The sequence below is a fragment of the Pseudomonas sp. 2FE genome, assembly GCF_005503735.1.
Classification (GTDB): domain Bacteria; phylum Pseudomonadota; class Gammaproteobacteria; order Pseudomonadales; family Pseudomonadaceae; genus Aquipseudomonas.
The window spans coordinates 156,475-173,649 of record NZ_SCMO01000001.1; the positions used below are offsets into that span (position 1 = coordinate 156,475).

The window sequence follows — 17,175 nt, forward strand, 5'->3', positions numbered from 1 at the left end:
TCAGGAGGTTGCTATGAACAGGTTTTCATCGCTCTGTCTGTGCGTTGCCTTGTCGGCGGCCTATGCCCAGGCGCAGGCCGAAACGGTAGTGCCCCTACAGGGGCAGAGTTCCCAGCAGATCCAGCAGGATGTGGCGGATTGCCAGAGTATTGCTGCCGGCTCCACCGGCAGCACGAGCACGCCCCCTACGGGAGGGCGGCTGCGCGGTGCGGCGGCCGGTGCCGCCGCCGGGGCGGTGGGGGCGCAGGTGCGCGGCAACCAGCACGAGGAGCTGTACGACCGGGTCGACGACGACGTGAAGCAGGAGTACCGGCAGAACCGGGCCCGGGAAACCGCCGCGGCCGGAGCGGTGGTCGGCGGCATGCGCCAGCGGCAGGAGCGCCGCGAGGCCTCGGCCAATGCCGGTGAGGTCGACTCGGCGGCCTACTCCAGTTGCCTGCAGGGGCGGGGCTATCAGGTCACCCCCTGACCTGGGAGTCGTACGGTCATGTGCGGAAACACTCTGCACAACGGTCAGGGTGGCAGGCTGTCTTGCAATGGCGCCGAGGGCTTCATATAGTCCGGCGGCATTTTGGCAGCCTGTCTCCGCTGGGTTATCCGGATGTCGAGATGGGTCCTTACGGGCCCCGTGGTCAGGACGGTTGGGCCCTTACCGAAAATGGTGAGAGACCATGATCGAGATAAAAAATCTAACCAAGCGATTCGCCCAGCGCTCAGCGGTGGGCAAACTGGCGGTGGACAACCTGTCCTTCCGCGTTCACGAGGGGGAGGTGTTGGGGTTTCTCGGGCCGAACGGCGCCGGTAAGTCCACCACCATGAAGATGCTCACCGGCTTTCTTACGCCGACTTCCGGCACGGCGAGCATCCTCGGTTTCGATATCCAGACGCAGACGCTCAAGGCCCAGCAGCAGATCGGCTATTTGCCGGAAGGCGCGCCGTGCTATGGCGACATGACGGTTAAAGGCTTTCTCGAGTTCATCGCCGAGGTGCGCGGCTTCAGGGGCGCGGCGAAGCAGCAGAGAGTCGCCAGCGCGGTGACCCAGGTCGAGTTGGAGCAGGTGCTCAAGCAGTCCATCGACACCCTGTCCAAGGGTTTCAAGCGTCGCGTCGGCCTGGCCCAGGCGATTCTGCATGACCCGAAAGTGCTGATTCTCGACGAGCCCACCGATGGCCTCGACCCGAACCAGAAGCATCAAGTGCGCGGGCTGATCCAGAACCTGGCGAAAGACAAGATCGTGATCATTTCGACCCACATCCTCGAGGAAGTGACGGCAGTCTGTACCCGTGCGGTGGTGATCGCCCAGGGCAAGCTGCTGGCCGATGGCACGCCGTTCGAGCTGGAAAGCCGTTCACGCTACCACCAGGCGGTCACCCTGGTCGGCGCCGAGGCGCTGGATCAGGCCGCTCTTGCAGCTCTGCCGGGTGTGGCGGGGGTGGAAGTCAACGACCTCGAGCATAGCCTGACGGTGCTGGCGCAGCCGGGGCAGGTGATCTTCCCGCAGGTCAACACGCTGCTCAGCCAACGCGGCTGGGCGGTCAAGGAGCTGAATGTCGAGCGTGGTCGGTTGGACGAAGTGTTCCGTACGCTGACACGCGGGGAGGCGGTATGAAACGACGTCTGCTCCCGGCAGCCTTGCCGAATTTCCCCCATCCCTGGGGGTCACAGTTACCGGTATTGTTCAAACGCGAACTGGCGAGCTATTTCGCCACGCCGCTGGCCTACGTATTCATCCTGATTTTCCTGGTGCTGTCCGGGGTGTTCACCTTCTATCTGGGTGGCTTCTACGAGAGCGGCCAAGCCAGTCTCTCGCCATTCTTCAATTTCCACCCGTGGCTCTATCTGTTCCTGGTGCCGGCGATTGCCATGCGTTTGTGGGCGGAGGAGCGTAAATCCGGCTCGATCGAGCTGCTGATGACCCTGCCGATCACCCGCGCCGAAGCGGTGCTCGGCAAGTTCCTCGCCGCCTGGGCCTTTGCCGGTCTGGCGCTGCTGCTGACCTTGCCGATGGTGCTCACCGTCAACTACCTGGGCGAACCGGATAATGGCGCCATCCTCACCGGCTATATCGGCAGCTGGCTGCTGGCCGGCGCCTACCTGGCGATAGGTTCGTGCATGTCGGCGCTGGCGAAGAACCAGGTGATTGCCTTCATCCTCACGGTCAGTGCCTGCTTCCTGTTTATCGTCAGCGGCCTACCGCTGGTGCTGGATGTGTTCAGTGGCTGGGCACCGCAATGGGTGCTGGATTCGGTGGCTTCTTTGAGCTTCCTGACCCGTTTCGATGCCATCAGCAAAGGCGTGATCGATCTGCGTGATTTGCTGTATTTCGTCACCCTGATCGCCGCCTGGCTGGCCGCCACCGCGGTGGTGGTCGATCTGAAGAAAGCCGACTGAGGACGCCCGCATGAAAAAGTTGATGTATTCCGGCGCTGGGCTTTTAGTGATCGCCCTGGCGTTTTTAGCCTTCAACCTGTTCTCCAGCCTGACCCTGACCGACAGCCGTTTGGATCTGACGGAGCAGAAGCTCTACACCATCTCCGCCGGGACCAAGAAGATCCTCGCCGAGATCGATGAGCCGATCGATCTGTACTTCTTCTACTCCGACAAAAGCACCAAGGATCTGGTGGTGCTGCGCAACTACGCCAAACGTGTCGAGGAGATGCTCAAGGCTTACGAGCGGGCGGCGGCTGGCAAGATCAAGCTGCATATAGTCGATCCGCAGCCGTTCTCGGAAGAGGAAGATAAGGCCGCGCAGTACGGCTTGCAGGCCGTGCCGCTGAATCAGGCGGGCGAGCAGGCGTACTTCGGCCTGGCCGGGACCAGCGGCGCGGAGGGTACGCAAGTCATCCCCTTCTTCCCGCTCGATCATGAGGAGTTCCTCGAGTACGACATCAGCCGTCTGGTGCAGAGCCTGGCCAAACCCGAGCTACCGGTAGTGGGTGTGCTCTCCAGCCTGCAACTCAACGGCGGTTTCGACATGCAGGCGCGCCAGCCGACTCCGCCGTGGCTGGTGATGGAGGAGATCCGTCAACAGTTCAAGGTGGAAAGCCTGCAGCCGGGCATTGACCAGATCCCTGAGACGGTTTCGGTATTGTTGCTGGTTCATCCCAAGCAGCTGCCGCAGCCGACCCTCTACGCCATCGACCAATTCGTACTGCGCGGCGGCAAGTTGTTGGTCTTCGTCGATCCGTACAGCGAGGCGGATAGCGGCATGCCGCTGCCGGGCGACATGCCGGGCGAGACCAAGGCTTCCGACCTCGAGCCGCTGTTCAAGGCCTGGGGGCTGCGGTTGCTGCCGGGCAAGGTGCTCGGCGATGGTTCCTACGCCATGGCGGTCAGCCTGGGCGAGGGGCAGCGGGCGGTCCGCCATGCCGGTTGGCTGAGCCTGCCGCAGACGGCGCTGGATCAAACCGACGTGAGCACCGCCGGCCTGGAAACCCTCACCGTGGCCACCGCCGGCATCCTGGAGGCGGTGGAAGGAGCGAAGACCCGCTTCACGCCGTTGATCCAGAGCTCGCAATACGCCATGCCGTTCGATGCCCAGCGTTTCGGCATGCTGCGCAACCCCGAAGAGTTGATCCGTGAACTGCAACCGACCGGTGAGCGTTATGCCATCGCCGGGCGTATCAGCGGCCCGGCGCAGAGCGCGTTTCCAAATGGCATCGAGGGGCGTAAGGATGGCCTGAAGGAGGCGGCGAATATCAACGTGATCGCCGTCGCCGACACCGACCTGCTGACCGATCGCATGTGGGTGCAGGTGCAGGACATGTTCGGTCAGCGTGTACCGCAGCCTTGGGCGGACAACGCCAGCTTCGCGATCAATGCGCTGGATAACCTGGCCGGCTCCGATGCGCTGATCAGCGTGCGTTCGCGAGGCCGTTTCAGCCGTCCGTTCACGGTGGTGGAAGCGCTACAGCGGGACGCCGAAGTGCAGTTTCGCGAGAAGGAAGAGGCTCTGCAGACGCGTTTGGCCGACACCGAGCAGAAACTCGCCGCCCTGCAGCAGAAGCAGGACCCGAGCAAGACCCAGGAGCTGACACCGGAACAGCAAGCCACCGTGCAGCAGTTCCTGCAGGAGCGGGTGAAGCTGCGCAAAGAGTTGCGTGAAGTGCGCTACCAACTGAATGCCGATATCGAGGCGCTGGGTCGTACGCTGAAGTTCATCAATATCGCCCTGGTGCCGCTGCTGCTGACCTTGGCCGTGTTGGCCCTGTGGTTGTGGCGCCGCCGCCGTCAGGCCTGATTGGCTGACCGGTCGAGAGCGCACCCTACGACGAGGTTCGCTGTTCTCGGCGAGCGGGTTGTAGCGCTCTAAGGCCAGCGCCGAACTGTCGCCGGCTGAAGCGGATTGGGCCCGTCGTCTGGAGCTTTTTCGCGATCCAAGGTTGGACCGAAGCGCAACGTCGGGTGGCTGTAAAATCGACTGAAACAATGCTGCAAGACCTATGCGCCGGGGCTTGCAGCCGATTTCGAAAAAGTCCTTTGCAGGACTTTTGCTTGATTTATACTCCGGCAGCGGTCGCGTTAAGAATGCTCTTCGTAATAGTCGCTGCAAGCTGAGTTCGGTTTGAATCGGCGGTTACAGAAGTGCGTTTTTACTGATCCGTCGATACCTCGTTAAGAGGCAATAATAAAATGCGAGTTGGAGAAAGTGGTAATGGCTGATCGTGAGACTGGAACCGTCAAATGGTTCAATGATTCCAAAGGCTATGGCTTCATTCAGCGCGAAAGCGGCGCCGATGTGTTCGTTCACTACCGTGCCATTCGCGGCGAAGGCCACCGTTCCCTGAACGAAGGTGAGCGTGTCGAGTTCGCCGTTATCGATGGTCAGAAAGGCCCCCAGGCCGAAGATGTGGCTAAAGCCTGAAGATCCCAGGCTTAAGAGCTCTTAAAAACCAAAGGCCCGTCTCTGACGGGCCTTTGGTTTTTGGCACGACACAAGCACGTAGGCTGGGTTGAGCGGAGCGAAACCCAGCCTACAGATACCGCGATTCAGGCCACTAGGACGTGTGCCAGGTGATTTCCTCTTCACCGTCGGCGCTGACCCTGATCCAGCGGTCGGCGGTTTCCTCGCTTTCCTCTTCGCTCCAGCCGCCCGGCGCGCAGCGGATCTCGATGCCTAGGGCGGCGAAGGCCGCACGAGCGCAAGCCAGGTCATCGGCCCAGGGCGTCGAGTCGCTTTCCAGATACAGGCTGCTCCACTTGCCCACGGCTTTGGGCAGCCAGGTCAGCGGGATCACCCCGGCCGCGCTGTCGATGTCGCACTTGTAGGTCTGGCCCTGTTGCCGCCATTCCGTGCAGGGACCGAGCGCTGCACTCAACCAACTGGCGATGGCTTTGTGGTCGGCGTCCTTCAGGTAGATTTCGATATCCGGTTGGCGCATGGCAATCCTCTTTTGATCTTTTGAACAATCCGGTCGGGCCAGTGGAGGAGGGCCGCGAGGCTCGGTATCCCATGCTGGGTTACGCCGCGGGGCGGCTAACCCAGCCTACAAATCGAGTTGGAACCAATCGTAGCGCACCGCCACGGTGACCTCTAACGGCTGTTCGATTACCGCGGCGCGACGTTCGGCACTGGCGCGCCAACCGTGCGGCGTCATGGCCAGCAAGTCGGCGCGCGCTTGGGCTGTTTCCAGGCTCAGTTTGAAGCGCAGCACTTCGCTGTGCGCCTGCTGCATGCCTGCGGGCACCAAGGCCAGGTGTTTGTCATCGCTGTAATCGCGGACTTCGTCATAGAGTTTCTCGCGCAGCTCGAGCAGATGCTCGCTGGTCGGGCCGATGCGCATCAAGCCGCCACCGGGGGCGAGCAGGCGTTTGGCCTCTTGCCAGTCCAGCGGGCTGAACACGCTGGCGAGAAACTGGCAGCTGGCATCCGCCAAGGGGATGCGCGCCATGCTCGCGACCAGCCAGGTCAATTGCGGGTTACGCCGGCAGGCCCGTTTGACCGCCTCGCGCGAGATATCCAAGGCGTAGCCGTCGGCACCAGGCAGGGCCGCGGCCAGTTGCGCGGTGTAATAGCCCTCGCCACAACCGATATCCAGCCAGCGCGCCGGCGCGCGTTCGGCGGCCAGTTCGGCCAGGCGCTTGGCCAGCGGCGCGTAGTGGCCGCCATCCAGGAAGCGCCGCCGCGCCTCGACCATCGCCAGGTTGTCGCCGGGGTCGCGGCTGTTCTTGTGCTGCACCGGCAACAGGTTCAGGTAGCCCTGGCGAGCGCGGTCGAAACGGTGATTGGCCGGGCAGGCCACGCCGTTATCAACCGCGCTCAAGGGCGCTGCGCAGATCGGACAGGTCAGCATGTAAAAAATCCGTGAGTAAGTCGTAGCGAGCGCACCGAGAGCAAGGCGGACGGAACGCAGCGACGAGACATATCAATTAGATAGGTGAGGAGCGAGTACCGCCCACAGATTCGCCGGGAGCGAATCTGGACAGCTGCAAGCTGGCCCGCAGGGTGTTCGCCAGGGATGGCGAACACAACGCAGTCATCGGTGCGCGCAGTAGACATAGTCATGGATTTTCAGGCGAGCAACTTCACCAGGGTTTGATAGTAAATCTCGGTCAGCACGTCGAGATCGCTGGCCAGCACCCGTTCGTTGATCTGGTGGATGGTGGCGTTGACGGGCCCCAGTTCGACCACCTGGGTGCCCAGGGTGGCGATAAAGCGCCCGTCCGAGGTGCCGCCGCTGGTGGACGGCGTGGTCTCGCGGCCGGTGACGGCCTTGATGCTGGCGGACACCGCGTCGAGCAACTCGCCCGGCTCGGTGAGGAACGGCAGGCCGGACAGCGCCCACTCCACATGCCAGTCCAGGCCATGCTTGTCGAGGATGCTGGCGACCCGCTGCTGCAAGCCTTCCACCGTGGATTCGGTGGAGAAGCGGAAGTTGAACACCGCCTCCAGTTCACCCGGGATCACGTTGGTCGCGCCGGTGCCGGAGTTGAGATTGGAGATCTGGAAGCTGGTCGGCGGGAAGAAGGCGTTGCCATCGTCCCAATGCTCGGCCGCCAGTTCGCTGAGGGCCGGGGCGGCCAGGTGAATCGGGTTTTTCGCCAAGTGCGGGTAGGCCACATGGCCCTGCACGCCACGCACCGTCAGCTTGGCGCCGAGGGAGCCACGGCGACCATTCTTGACCACGTCACCGACCAGGGAGGTGCTCGACGGTTCACCGACTATGCACCAATCCAGGCGCTCGCCACGGGCCGCCAGGCGTTCGACCACGGCTTTGGTGCCGTGGTGGGCCGGGCCTTCCTCGTCGCTGGTGATCAGAAAGGCGATGGCGCCCTTGTGCTGCGGGTATTCGGCCACGAAGCGCTCAACCGCGATGATCATCGACGCCAGGCTGCCTTTCATGTCCGCCGCGCCGCGCCCACAGAGCATGCCCTGTTCGTCGATCAAGGCATCGAATGGCGCATGCTGCCAGGCCTGCAGCGGGCCGGTCGGCACCACATCGGTATGCCCGGCGAAGCACAGCACCGGGCCTTCGCCGCCGTGGGTGGCCCAGAAGTTGTCGACGTTCTCGATGCGCATCGGCTCCACCGCGAAACCCAGGGCGCTCAGGCGCTTGATCATCAGCGCCTGGCAGTCGGCGTCCTCTGGGGTCACAGAGGGGCGCCGGATCAGGGCGCAGGCCAGCTCTAGGGTGGGAGTGAGAGTCGGGGAGAGGGCAGTCATTGCGGCTCCAGAGCGGCATCAAGCAGAAAGGCCGCCATCTTAAAGCAAAACGGCGGCCAATGGCCGCCGTGAAGCTGCTGCGAGGTTCTTACTCTTGCAGCGCCACCTCGGGTGTTTCCATGGGTTTTGGCAAGGATGACAACAGCGCCATGATCAGCGCGGCCAGGTACGGCAGCGACTGCACCAACAGCATGGCGACCCAGAATTTCACGTCGGCGCTGGGGAAGCCCTGGACTATGCCGATGCCAACCGCCGCGCCCCACAACAGCAGCATGATGAAGACTTCTTCACGAGCCTCAGCCATAGCCACCATGAAGCCGTGGCTGGAGCGCATTTTCGGCGTGCGGAAGAACGGGATGCTGGTAGTGAAGAAGCCGTACAGCACCGCTTTGGCGATGGTGTGCGACAACGCCAAGCCGGCCAGGGCCGCGCAGAAGGCGTCCTTCAGGTTGACCCCGACCGCGCGCTGGTAGAGGAACACGATCTTGCCGAACTTGAAGAAGAACAACGCCAGGGGCGGAATCGCGAAGATCAGCAGCGGCGGATCGACCCGTTGCGGCACGATGATCATCGCCGCGGACCAGAGCAGGGCACCGATGGTGAAGAAGATGTTCAGGCCATCGGCAACCCAGGGCAGCCAACCGGCGACGAAGTGGTAACGCTGGCCGCGCTTGAGCTCGGTGTCCTTGCCGCGGAACAGGCTGCTGGCATGGCCCTTCATGATCTGAATGGCACCGTAGGCCCAGCGGAAGCGCTGCTTCTTGTAGTCGATAAAGGTGTCCGGCATCAGACCCTGGCCGAAGCTGTCGTAGGCGTAGGCGGCGGAATAGCCTTTTTCGAATACGCGCAGACCCAGCTCGGCGTCCTCGCAGATGGTCCAGTCGGCCCACTTCAATTCGTCCATCACGGTACGGCGGATCATGGTCATGGTGCCGTGCTGGATGATCGCGTTGCGGTCGTTGCGGGTGACCATGCCGATATGGAAGAAGCCCTTGTATTCGGCGTAGCAGAGTTTCTTGAAGGTGCTCTCCTTGCCGTCGCGGTAGTCCTGCGGTGATTGCACCACGGCGATTTTAGGATCGGCGAAGTGCGGCACCATGTGCTTGAGCCAGTTGCGATCGACGCAGTAGTCCGAGTCGATCACCGCTACCACCTCGGCATCCGCGGCGGTGTACGGCAGGATGTAGTTCAGCGCGCCGCCCTTGAAACCGGCCAGCGGCGCGACATGGTAGAACTTGAAGCGAGGGCCGAGCTGTTCGCAATAGGCCTGCACCGGTTCCCAGACCGCCGGGTCCTTGGTGTTGTTGTCGATAATGATGACTTCGAAGTCTGGATAATCCAGGTTGGCCAGCGCGTCGAGGGTCTGTTTGACCATCTCCGGCGGCTCGTTGTAGCACGGCACATGGATCGAGACCTTTGGCCGGTAGGCGCTGTCGCCGCTCACCGGGATGAACGGGCGCCGGCGTTTGCGGATCCACACCGCCTCGGCCAGTTCGTGGGCCTCGGTCAGTAGCACGATAAACACGCCGATCGCGCCAATCCCGAGCAGCAGACCGACGGTGAGGCTGAACCAGGTGCTGTATTGCTGGCTGTAGTCGTAACCGATCCACACCAGCACCGAGCCGCCGGCGAAGGCGACGAAGGTCAGGAAGGTGCGCCCGCGTTGGCGCAGGGCGCTGCCGTCGATCAGCAGCAAGGCCAGCGCGAGCATGGCCAGCACCACCGAGCCGACGGCCAGCACGCGCCACTGCGGAATCGCCACAACCGGGCCTTCGAAGGCGAACTTCGGCTGCCGGGCGGCGTTGTACACGCCCCAGTAGGCGCCGACCGAGCCTTCGTCGCTGGCCTTCCACGGTTGGTCGAAGGCCTCGATGACGAAGTAGTTGTAGCCCTTGGCGTTCAAGGTGGTGACCAGGGTGCGCAGGTAGATCGCCTGATCCGCCTGGGACGCATCGGCGCCGCCACGCATGCGGCCGTTACTCGGCCAGCCCACTTCGGAGAGCAGCAAAGGCTTTTTCGGGAAGAGCTTTTTCAGATCCTTGGCACGATCGAGGACGAATTGGGTGGAGTCCTCCATCGGGACGAATTCCCAGTAGGGCAGGACGTGCGCGGCGATCAGGTCGACGTGCTTGGCCAGTTGCGGGTATTTCTCCCAGATGTGCCACTGCTCGGAGGTGGTCACCGGGACTTTGACGGCGGCGCGGACGCGATCGAGGAAGGCGCTCAGCTGCTTGGTGGTCACTTCACGGCGGAACAGCGCTTCGTTACCCACTACCACCCGCACGACGCTGCGCGAGGAGTTGGCGATCTCGATGCCGCGGGCGATCTCGCGCTCATTGCGCTCCTCGTCCGGACTGATCCAGATCCCCAGGGTCACGCGCAGGCCGAACTCTTCGGCGATCCGCGGAATGTTGCCCAGGGTGCCGTCCACCGAATAGGTGCGGATGCTGTCGGTCTGCTTGCTCAGCAGCTCGAGATCCTGACGAATCTGCTCGTCGCTAGGGTACTGATCCTTCTGCGGATTCTGATCCAGACGGAACGGCGAGAACGAGAAGCCGGAGATTTGCTCAGGCCAGTCCGGGGCGGTTACCGGACGGTTATAGAGTGCCCAGATACCGGTGAACAACGCGGCGATTGCCACGAAGACCACCAGGTTGAGTCCAAATTTACGCGATGACATAGAGGTTTCAGGTTCCAAAGGGTGGAACGGGGACATGCCGGCGAGCGCCGGTCGGCGCGCATCCTACCCCGGCGCCAAAGGGCTGTATAGCTCCCGCCAGCAGCGCGGCGCTGGACGGATAAGCGGCCTGCTAGCCTTGGTCAGCGCGAGGCCGCAGAAGTTCGCCGGCAGGCTCGGCAAGCGGCCAGGGTTAAGCCGGCTTTAACGGCCGCAGCCTTCACAGCGCCCGCAGGAGGATGCGCTCGCTGACCGCCAGGTCGATATCGCGGTGCTCGCCCAGGGTGACCATCTTGTGCCGTTCCAACTGGGCCAGCACCTGCGGAATCACCTCGGCGCCCAGGCCGTGCTCGGACAGGCTGGTCGGCACCCCCAGACGCTGGAAGAAGGTGCGGGTGGCGGCGATGGCCGCGTCGATCCGTTGCTCCTCGTCGCCTTGCTCGATCTGCCAGACCCGCGCGGCATATTGCAGCAGCTTGGCGCGCTTGCTTTCGCGGCGCTCGGCCAGCAAGGCCGGCAGCACCACGGCCAGGGTCTGCGCATGATCCAGGTGATACAGCGCGGTCAGTTCATGACCGATCATATGGGTCGCCCAGTCCTGCGGCACGCCGCAGCCGAGCAGGCCATTCAGCGCCTGGGTGGCGCACCACATCAGGTTGGCGCGGACGTTGTAGTCCTCGGGGTTGGCCAGCGCTTTCGGGCCTTCCTCGATCAGGGTCTGCAGCAGGCCTTCGGCATAGCGGTCTTGCAGCGGTGCATCGACCGGGAAGGTCAGGTATTGCTCGGTGGTATGCACGAAGGCATCTACCACGCCGTTGCCGATCTGCCGGGCCGGCAGGCTGAAGGTGGTGCGGGGATCGAGTATGGCGAAGCGCGGATAGAGCAGCGCGCTGGAGAACGGCAGTTTCTCCTGGCGTGCCACGTGGGTGACCACGCCATGCGGGTTGCTCTCCGAGCCAGTCGCCGCCAGGGTCAGCACGCAACCCAACGGCAACGCGGCTTGCACGCGGGTACCGGTGAGCAGGTCGAGAGGGTCGCCGGCGTAGCACAGCGCCGCGGCGATGAATTTGCTGCCGTCGATCACCGAGCCGCCGCCGACCGCGAGGATAAAGTCGCACTGCGCGGTCTTGCCCTGTTCTACCGCCCGGATCAGGGTATCGAATTGCGGATTGGCTTCGATGCCGCCGAAGCGGCTGATGCTGTGGCCGGCCAGCGCTGCTTCTACCTGCTCCCAGACGCCGTTCTGGAAGATGCTGCCGCCGCCGTGGGTGACCAGCACCCGGCTGCCGACGGGGATTTCCCGGCTGAGCTTGGCGATCTGGCCTTCGCCGAAGTGGATCTTGGTCGGGTTATAGAAGGTGAAATTACGCATGACGGGCTCCTTTGTAGTTATCGGCTGACTATAGCCGCAGCCAACTGCTTACGAATCTATGGCCGACCATTCAGCCGAGTTAGGCTTGGGCTGACCGGCGTGCCTTCCTATAATGCGCGCCGGCCTGCTGGGTGGATGACGAGCAAGGCGCAGATGACGGGCAAGGCAACGCTGAGGTGGGGTGATGAGTACAGACGAGCAACGATTTGGCGGTATCGCCCGGCTTTATGGTCAGACCGGCCTGGCGCGGCTGGCCGCTGCCCATGTGGCGGTGGTGGGGATCGGCGGGGTCGGCTCCTGGGCCGCGGAAGCCTTGGCCCGCAGTGGCGTGGGCGAGATTTCGCTGTTCGATCTGGATGATGTCTGCGTGACCAACACCAATCGGCAGATCCATGCGCTGCAAGGGGCCATCGGTCAGCCCAAGGTCGAGGTGATGGCCGAGCGCATCCGCGCCATCAACCCGGCCTGTGTGGTGCATGCGGTCGGCGATTTCGTCACCCGCGAGACCATGGCTGCGACCATCACGCCGAATATGGACTGCGTGATCGACTGCATCGACAGCGTCGCCGCCAAGGCCGCGCTGATCTCCTGGTGCAAACGCCGCAAGATTCAGATCATCACCACAGGCGGCGCCGGCGGGCAGATCGACCCGACGCTGATCCAGGTCGGCGACCTCAACAAGACCTTCAACGACCCGCTGGCCTCCAGCGTGCGCTCGACCTTGCGCCGCGATTATGGTTTTTCGCGCACGCCGGGGCGCCACTACAGCGTGCCCTGCGTGTTTTCCAGTGAGCAACTGCGCTACCCGAAGCCGGATGGCGGCATTTGCTTGCAGAAGGGTTTTGTCGGGGAGGGGGTCAAGCTCGACTGCGCCGGCGGTTTCGGCGCGGTGATGATGGTGACTGCGACCTTCGGGATGGTCGCCGCGGCCAAGGCGGTGGACAAGTTGGTAGCCGGCGCGCGCCGGCCGGCGGAGCGGCAGTAGACGTAGGGCGGAGTTGACGCGCAGCGGCTAGTCCGCCATTGCGCCGAGGGACGGCGGACAAGGCTTTGCCATGTCCGCCCTACGCTTCATCCGCCAGCTCACGCATTCTTTGCAGCACCGCATTCAGGCCGTTGCTGCGCGACGGGGACAGGTGGCGGGCCAGGCCCAGCTGAGTGAACCAATCCGCCAGGTCGACAGTCGCCAGCTCTGCCGCCGACAAGCCGTTGACCCGTGCCAGCAGTAGCGCCAGCAGGCCGCGGATCAGTCGTGCGTCGCTGGCCGCGCGGAACTGCCAGTGGCCATCCTGCGCTGCGCCGATCAGCCAGACCTGGCTTTCACAGCCGGGCACGCGGTATTCGTCGCTGCGCTGGTGGTCGTCTAGTGCTTGCAGTTGCTCGCCCCATTGCATCAGCAAGCGCGCCCGTTGTTCCCAGCTGCCGGGCTGGGTAAAGGCTTGCAGCGCGCTCTGGGCGGCGGCCGGCAGGCTCATCGCAACAGCCCCAGGGCTTGATCCAGGGCGCTGAAGAAGCGCTCCAGGTCGCTGCCATCGTTATACAGGCCGAGCGACACGCGAATCGCGCCGGGCAGACCGAGGCTTTTCAGCAGTGGCATGGCGCAGTGGTGGCCGGCGCGCACGGCGATCCCTTGCTCGGTGAGCAAATGCGCCAGGTCGGCGCTGTGTACGCCCTCGACCACGAAACTGGCCAAGGCCACCTGTGGTGCGCCGAGCAGACGCACGCCGTCACGGGCGGCCAGGCCCGCCAACAGTTCGGCGTGCAGCGCCGCCTCGTGGCGGGCGATTGCCGGTGCATCCAGGCCGCCCAGGTAATCGAGGGTGGCGCCGAGGCCGATCACCCCGGCAATCGCCGGCGTTCCGGCTTCGAAGCCTAGGGGTGCTGGGCGGAACTTGGCAGAGGCATAGTCGGCCTGCAGGACCATCTCACCGCCAAATTGCCAGGGCTTGAGCCGCTGCAAGGCCGCGGCACGGCCATAGAGCACGCCGACCCCGTCCGGGCCGTAGAGCTTGTGGCTGGACAGCACATAGAAGTCGCAGCCCAGGGCCTGTAGGTCATGGCGGCCGTGCACTACACCTTGGGCGCCGTCCACCACCGTCAGCGCGCCCTGGGCGGTGGCCAGGGCCAGCAGTTCGTTCAGGGGTTGCCAGCCGCCGAGCACGTTCGACAGTTGGCTGACGGCGAGCAGGCGGGTGCGCGGGCCGATCAGTTGCTCTGCGGCGTGCAGGTCGATCAGCCCGTTCGGGGCTAGTGGCAATACCCGCAACTTGAGGCCGCGGCGCTGCGCCAGTTGTTGCCAGGGCAGCAGGTTGGCGTGGTGCTCCAGGGCGCTGATGACGATCTCGTCGTCAGGCTGGAACTGCTCCTCCAGCCCATAGGCCAGCAGGTTCAAGGCTTCGGTCGCGCCGTGGGTGAGGACGATCTGGTTCGGGCCGGCGGCATTCAGCCAGTGGGCGAGTTTCGCGCGGGTTTCTTCGAAGGCGCGGGTCGCGCGTTCGCCGGGCAGATGTTGGGCACGGTGCACATTGGCGGCACCCTTGGCGTAGTAGCCGAGCAGGGCGTCGAGCAGCGCCTGCGGTTTTTGCGCCGTGGCTGCGCTGTCCAGATAGGTCTGGCCTTCGGCTTCAAGGGCGGCGAGCGCCGGAAAATCGGCGCGCCAGGGGGAGGTAAGCGGCATGTGGATTCCCATGTAGGGCGGTCTCGCCGCACAGCGGCAGCCCGCCATGGCCGGTCGAAGCCGGCCCACACCAAGAGGATCAGTTGTGCGTGTGCAGCGCTGCGTTCAGCTCGATGGCGGATTTGTGCGTCTTGCACTCCACGGCGCCGGTTTGCGAGTTGCGGCGGAACAGTAGGTCGGGCTGACCGGCCAGTTCGCGGGCCTTGAGCACTTTCACCAGTTGGTTCTTATCGTCCAGCAGCGCCACCTTGGTGCCGGCGGTGATGTACAGGCCGGACTCGACGGTGTTGCGGTCGCCCAAGGGGATGCCGATGCCGGCATTGGCACCGATCAGGCAGCCTTCGCCGACCGCGATGACGATATTGCCGCCGCCGGACAGGGTGCCCATGGTCGAGCAGCCGCCGCCCAGGTCCGAGCCCTTGCCGACGAACACGCCAGAGGAGACGCGCCCTTCGATCATGCCCGGGCCGGCAGTACCGGCGTTGAAGTTGATAAAGCCCTCGTGCATCACGGTGGTGCCTTCACCGACGTAGGCGCCCAGGCGAATGCGTGCGCTGTCGGCCAGGCGGACGCCAGCCGGCACCACGTAGTCGGTCATTTTCGGGAACTTGTCCACCGAGAAGACTTCCAGCAGCTCGCCTTTCAGACGGGCCTCGAGCTGGCGCTCGGCCAGTTCAGCCAGGTCGACGGCGCCCTGGCTGGTCCAGGCCACGTTCGGCAGCAACGGGAAGATCCCGGCGAGGTTCAGGCCATGGGGCTTGACCAGACGATGGGAGAGCAGGTGCAGCTTGAGGTAAGCCTCGGGCGTGGAGGTCAGCGCCGCGTCCTCGGCGAGCAGGGTGGCGACCAGCGGCTTGTGACTTTCGGCCAGGCGGGTCAGCAGCGCGGCCTGGGCCGAATCGACGTGCTTCAACAGATCGGCCAGCTCGATGGCTTGGTTGGTGTTGAAGCCGATCGCCTGGTTGCCGCCGCTGTAGTTCAGTTTCTCGGTGACTTTGGCCACCAGTTCGGCGGACGGGTTGAGCAGCGGCTGGGCGTAGAACACCTCGAGCCAGTTGCCTTGACGGTTCTGGGTGCCGACGCCGAAGGCCAAGCTGAATAGTGTCGTGGTCATGGTTTTTTCCTTGTAGCGAATGCGGTGATAGCGCGGGCTTAGGCCAGCGCGGCGGAATACAGTTCCGGCTTGAAGCCGAGCAGGGTCTTGTCGCCGAGGTCGAGCACCGGGCGTTTGATCATCGACGGCTGGGCGACCATCAACTCGATGGCTTTGCTTTGGTCGAGGTCGGTTTTCTGCGCGTCACTCAGCTTGCGAAAGGTCGTGCCGGCACGGTTCAGCACGCTCTCCCAGCCATGTTCGGCGCACCACTTATTCAGGCTGCCACGGTCGATGCCGAGGCTCTTGTAGTCGTGGAAGGCATAGCCGACACCTTGCTCGTCGAGCCAGGTACGGGCTTTTTTCATCGTATCGCAGGCTTTGATGCCGTACAGCGTGATGCTCATGTTCAGAGACCTTCAACAAAAGCGCGGATGCGTTTGGCGGCTTCGACGCATTCCGCCAGCGGCGCTACCAGGGCCATGCGCACACGGCCGGCACCTGGATTGAAGCCATCGACTTCGCGCGACAGGTAGGAACCGGGCACTACGGTCACGTGCTCGCGGGCGAACAGCTCGCGGGTGAACTCGGCATCGTCCATGGGCGTTTTCGCCCACAGGTAGAAGCCGCCATCCGGGCGTTGCACGTCCAGCGCCGGGCCGAGGATATCCAGCACGGCGTCATACTTCTCGCGGTACAGGTCGCGGTTGGCGCGCACATGGGCTTCGTCGTTCCAGGCGGCGACGCTGGCCAGCTGAGTTTGCACCGGCATGGCGCAGCCGTGGTAGGTACGGTACAGCAGGAAAGATTGCAGAATGTCGGCGTCGCCGGCGACAAAGCCCGAGCGCAGGCCCGGCAGGTTGGAGCGCTTGGACAGGCTGTGAAAGACCACGCAACGGGCAAAATCGCTGCGGCCCAGCGCCGCGCAGGCGCTCAGCAGTCCGGCGGGCGGATTCTGCTCGTCGAAGTACAACTCGCTGTAACACTCATCGGCGGCGATCACGAAGTCGTACTGGTCGGCCAGCTGGATCAGCTTCTTCAGGGTTTCCAGCGGAATCAGCGCGCCGGTGGGGTTGCCCGGCGAGCAGAGGAACAGAATCTGGCAGCGCTGCCAGATCTCGGCGGGCACGGCGTCGAAGTCCGGGTTGAAGCCGTTCTCGCTCAGGCACGCCAGGTAGTGCGGCTGTGCACCGGCGAGCAACGCGGCACCTTCATAGATCTGATAGAACGGGTTGGGGCTGACCACCAAGGCGTCGTCGCGGCGCTGCACCAGGGTCTGGGTGAAGGCGAACAGCGCTTCACGGGTGCCGTTGACCGGCAGCACATGCCGCGCGGCATCTAGCCAGCCGGCTGGCAGGTCGAAGCGCCGGGTGCACCAGCGGGCGATGGCTTCACGCAAGGCCGGGATGCCCAGGGTGGTCGGGTAGACCGCCAGTTGTTCGAGGTTGCTGGCCAGCGCTTCGGCGACAAAGGCCGGCGAGCGGTGCTTCGGCTCGCCAATCGACAGGGCGATCGGTGACTTGCTGGCCGGCGGTTGGGCGCCGGCCAGCAGGGCGCGGAGTTTCTCGAAGGGGTAGGGCTGCAGTTGCGTCAGTGCGTCATTCATGGTGTCGGGCGTCAATAAGCGCAGCGCAGCGCGCCGCCGGTGGATCAAGTTCGGTGCAAGGCGGCCGTTGGCCTGATCGCACCCTA

The 17,175-nt window shown here is 64.0% G+C and carries 16 protein-coding genes; 6 read left to right on the forward strand and 10 right to left on the reverse strand.

Features of this window, described 5'->3' with window-relative positions; translation table 11 throughout:
• Nucleotides 1-13: 13 nt before the first annotated feature.
• The 5 genes from FFS12_RS00750 to FFS12_RS00770 all read left to right on the forward strand — a co-directional run bounded on the left by FFS12_RS00750 (nucleotide 14) and on the right by FFS12_RS00770 (nucleotide 4,865).
• A complete protein-coding gene (locus FFS12_RS00750; protein ID WP_137885090.1) occupies nucleotides 14-469 on the forward strand; it encodes a YMGG-like glycine zipper-containing protein in 456 nt (151 codons plus the stop codon).
• A 202-nt stretch (nucleotides 470-671) separates the two neighbouring features.
• Nucleotides 672-1,610, forward strand: a complete 939-nt coding sequence (locus tag FFS12_RS00755) for an ABC transporter ATP-binding protein (RefSeq protein WP_137885091.1) — start codon at nucleotides 672-674, stop codon at nucleotides 1,608-1,610.
• The gene (locus tag FFS12_RS00760) at nucleotides 1,607-2,392 is read left to right on the forward strand and encodes an ABC transporter permease subunit (protein ID WP_137885092.1); all 786 of its coding nucleotides are present in this window, start codon (nucleotides 1,607-1,609) and stop codon (nucleotides 2,390-2,392) included. Before FFS12_RS00755 ends, FFS12_RS00760 begins: the two co-directional genes overlap by 4 nt.
• A 10-nt stretch (nucleotides 2,393-2,402) precedes the next feature.
• A complete protein-coding gene (locus FFS12_RS00765) occupies nucleotides 2,403-4,241 on the forward strand; it encodes a Gldg family protein (protein WP_137885093.1) in 1,839 nt (612 codons plus the stop codon).
• A gap of 414 nt (nucleotides 4,242-4,655) precedes the next feature.
• Nucleotides 4,656-4,865: a cold shock domain-containing protein gene (locus FFS12_RS00770; protein ID WP_137885094.1), complete on the forward strand. Its 210-nt coding sequence runs from the start codon at nucleotides 4,656-4,658 to the stop codon at nucleotides 4,863-4,865.
• 133 nt (nucleotides 4,866-4,998) lie between these two features.
• Here the strand turns inward: FFS12_RS00770 and FFS12_RS00775 are convergent, their stop codons facing one another.
• From FFS12_RS00775 to FFS12_RS00795, 5 genes are all read right to left on the reverse strand, one after another.
• Nucleotides 4,999-5,382 (reverse strand): hypothetical protein, encoded by a 384-nt coding sequence (locus tag FFS12_RS00775; protein ID WP_137885095.1) that lies wholly within the window; start codon nucleotides 5,380-5,382, stop codon nucleotides 4,999-5,001.
• Nucleotides 5,383-5,487: 105 nt separating this feature from the next.
• Entirely contained in the window at nucleotides 5,488-6,294 is an 807-nt protein-coding gene (locus tag FFS12_RS00780) for a putative RNA methyltransferase (RefSeq protein WP_137885096.1), read from the reverse strand.
• A gap of 218 nt (nucleotides 6,295-6,512) precedes the next feature.
• Nucleotides 6,513-7,664, reverse strand: coding sequence for a succinyl-diaminopimelate desuccinylase (dapE, locus tag FFS12_RS00785; RefSeq protein ID WP_137885097.1), 1,152 nt, complete (start codon nucleotides 7,662-7,664; stop codon nucleotides 6,513-6,515).
• An 88-nt stretch (nucleotides 7,665-7,752) separates the two neighbouring features.
• Nucleotides 7,753-10,344, reverse strand: a complete 2,592-nt coding sequence (locus FFS12_RS00790; protein ID WP_137885098.1) for a glycosyltransferase — start codon at nucleotides 10,342-10,344, stop codon at nucleotides 7,753-7,755.
• 217 nt (nucleotides 10,345-10,561) lie between these two features.
• The gene (locus tag FFS12_RS00795) at nucleotides 10,562-11,713 is read right to left on the reverse strand and encodes an iron-containing alcohol dehydrogenase (protein WP_137885099.1); all 1,152 of its coding nucleotides are present in this window, start codon (nucleotides 11,711-11,713) and stop codon (nucleotides 10,562-10,564) included.
• Between the two features lie 184 nt (nucleotides 11,714-11,897).
• Here FFS12_RS00795 and tcdA point away from each other — a divergent pair, with 184 nt between their 5' ends.
• On the forward strand, nucleotides 11,898-12,698 hold the full coding sequence (gene tcdA / locus FFS12_RS00800) for a tRNA cyclic N6-threonylcarbamoyladenosine(37) synthase TcdA (RefSeq protein WP_137885100.1): 801 nt from the start codon (nucleotides 11,898-11,900) through the stop codon (nucleotides 12,696-12,698).
• Between the two features lie 79 nt (nucleotides 12,699-12,777).
• On the opposite strand, the gene FFS12_RS00805 is transcribed toward tcdA, so the two are convergent.
• The 5 genes from FFS12_RS00805 to dapC form a co-directional block, all read right to left on the reverse strand.
• Nucleotides 12,778-13,188 carry a SufE family protein gene (locus FFS12_RS00805; RefSeq protein ID WP_137885101.1) on the reverse strand — a complete coding sequence of 137 codons (411 nt, stop codon included), beginning with the start codon at nucleotides 13,186-13,188 and terminating at the stop codon, nucleotides 12,778-12,780.
• Nucleotides 13,185-14,390: an aminotransferase class V-fold PLP-dependent enzyme gene (locus FFS12_RS00810; RefSeq protein WP_137885102.1), complete on the reverse strand. Its 1,206-nt coding sequence runs from the start codon at nucleotides 14,388-14,390 to the stop codon at nucleotides 13,185-13,187. Before FFS12_RS00810 ends, FFS12_RS00805 begins: the two co-directional genes overlap by 4 nt.
• A 79-nt stretch (nucleotides 14,391-14,469) precedes the next feature.
• Complete coding sequence (gene dapD / locus FFS12_RS00815; RefSeq protein WP_137885103.1) at nucleotides 14,470-15,504, reverse strand: 2,3,4,5-tetrahydropyridine-2,6-dicarboxylate N-succinyltransferase; 1,035 nt, start codon at nucleotides 15,502-15,504, stop codon at nucleotides 14,470-14,472.
• Nucleotides 15,505-15,542: 38 nt separating this feature from the next.
• Nucleotides 15,543-15,890, reverse strand: a complete 348-nt coding sequence (locus FFS12_RS00820; RefSeq protein WP_137885104.1) for an ArsC family reductase — start codon at nucleotides 15,888-15,890, stop codon at nucleotides 15,543-15,545.
• A gap of 2 nt (nucleotides 15,891-15,892) precedes the next feature.
• The gene (dapC, locus tag FFS12_RS00825) at nucleotides 15,893-17,089 is read right to left on the reverse strand and encodes a succinyldiaminopimelate transaminase (protein WP_137885105.1); all 1,197 of its coding nucleotides are present in this window, start codon (nucleotides 17,087-17,089) and stop codon (nucleotides 15,893-15,895) included.
• Nucleotides 17,090-17,175 lie beyond the last annotated feature (86 nt).

Bases quoted from the DNA above. Each gene is read 5' to 3' on its own strand.
- FFS12_RS00790 (WP_137885098.1), bottom strand. From the start codon at position 10,344: ATGTCATCGCGTAAATTTGGACTCAACCTGGTGGTCTTCGTGGCAATC.
- tcdA (WP_137885100.1), top strand. From the start codon at position 11,898: ATGAGTACAGACGAGCAACGATTTGGCGGTATCGCCCGGCTTTATGGT.
- dapD (WP_137885103.1), bottom strand. From the start codon at position 15,504: ATGACCACGACACTATTCAGCTTGGCCTTCGGCGTCGGCACCCAGAAC.
- FFS12_RS00750 (WP_137885090.1), top strand. From the start codon at position 14: ATGAACAGGTTTTCATCGCTCTGTCTGTGCGTTGCCTTGTCGGCGGCC.
- FFS12_RS00795 (WP_137885099.1), bottom strand. From the start codon at position 11,713: ATGCGTAATTTCACCTTCTATAACCCGACCAAGATCCACTTCGGCGAA.
- FFS12_RS00765 (WP_137885093.1), top strand. From the start codon at position 2,403: ATGAAAAAGTTGATGTATTCCGGCGCTGGGCTTTTAGTGATCGCCCTG.
- FFS12_RS00810 (WP_137885102.1), bottom strand. From the start codon at position 14,390: ATGCCGCTTACCTCCCCCTGGCGCGCCGATTTTCCGGCGCTCGCCGCC.
- FFS12_RS00780 (WP_137885096.1), bottom strand. From the start codon at position 6,294: ATGCTGACCTGTCCGATCTGCGCAGCGCCCTTGAGCGCGGTTGATAAC.
- FFS12_RS00760 (WP_137885092.1), top strand. From the start codon at position 1,607: ATGAAACGACGTCTGCTCCCGGCAGCCTTGCCGAATTTCCCCCATCCC.
- FFS12_RS00775 (WP_137885095.1), bottom strand. From the start codon at position 5,382: ATGCGCCAACCGGATATCGAAATCTACCTGAAGGACGCCGACCACAAA.
- dapC (WP_137885105.1), bottom strand. From the start codon at position 17,089: ATGAATGACGCACTGACGCAACTGCAGCCCTACCCCTTCGAGAAACTC.
- FFS12_RS00805 (WP_137885101.1), bottom strand. From the start codon at position 13,188: ATGAGCCTGCCGGCCGCCGCCCAGAGCGCGCTGCAAGCCTTTACCCAG.
- dapE (WP_137885097.1), bottom strand. From the start codon at position 7,664: ATGACTGCCCTCTCCCCGACTCTCACTCCCACCCTAGAGCTGGCCTGC.
- FFS12_RS00755 (WP_137885091.1), top strand. From the start codon at position 672: ATGATCGAGATAAAAAATCTAACCAAGCGATTCGCCCAGCGCTCAGCG.
- FFS12_RS00820 (WP_137885104.1), bottom strand. From the start codon at position 15,890: ATGAGCATCACGCTGTACGGCATCAAAGCCTGCGATACGATGAAAAAA.
- FFS12_RS00770 (WP_137885094.1), top strand. From the start codon at position 4,656: ATGGCTGATCGTGAGACTGGAACCGTCAAATGGTTCAATGATTCCAAA.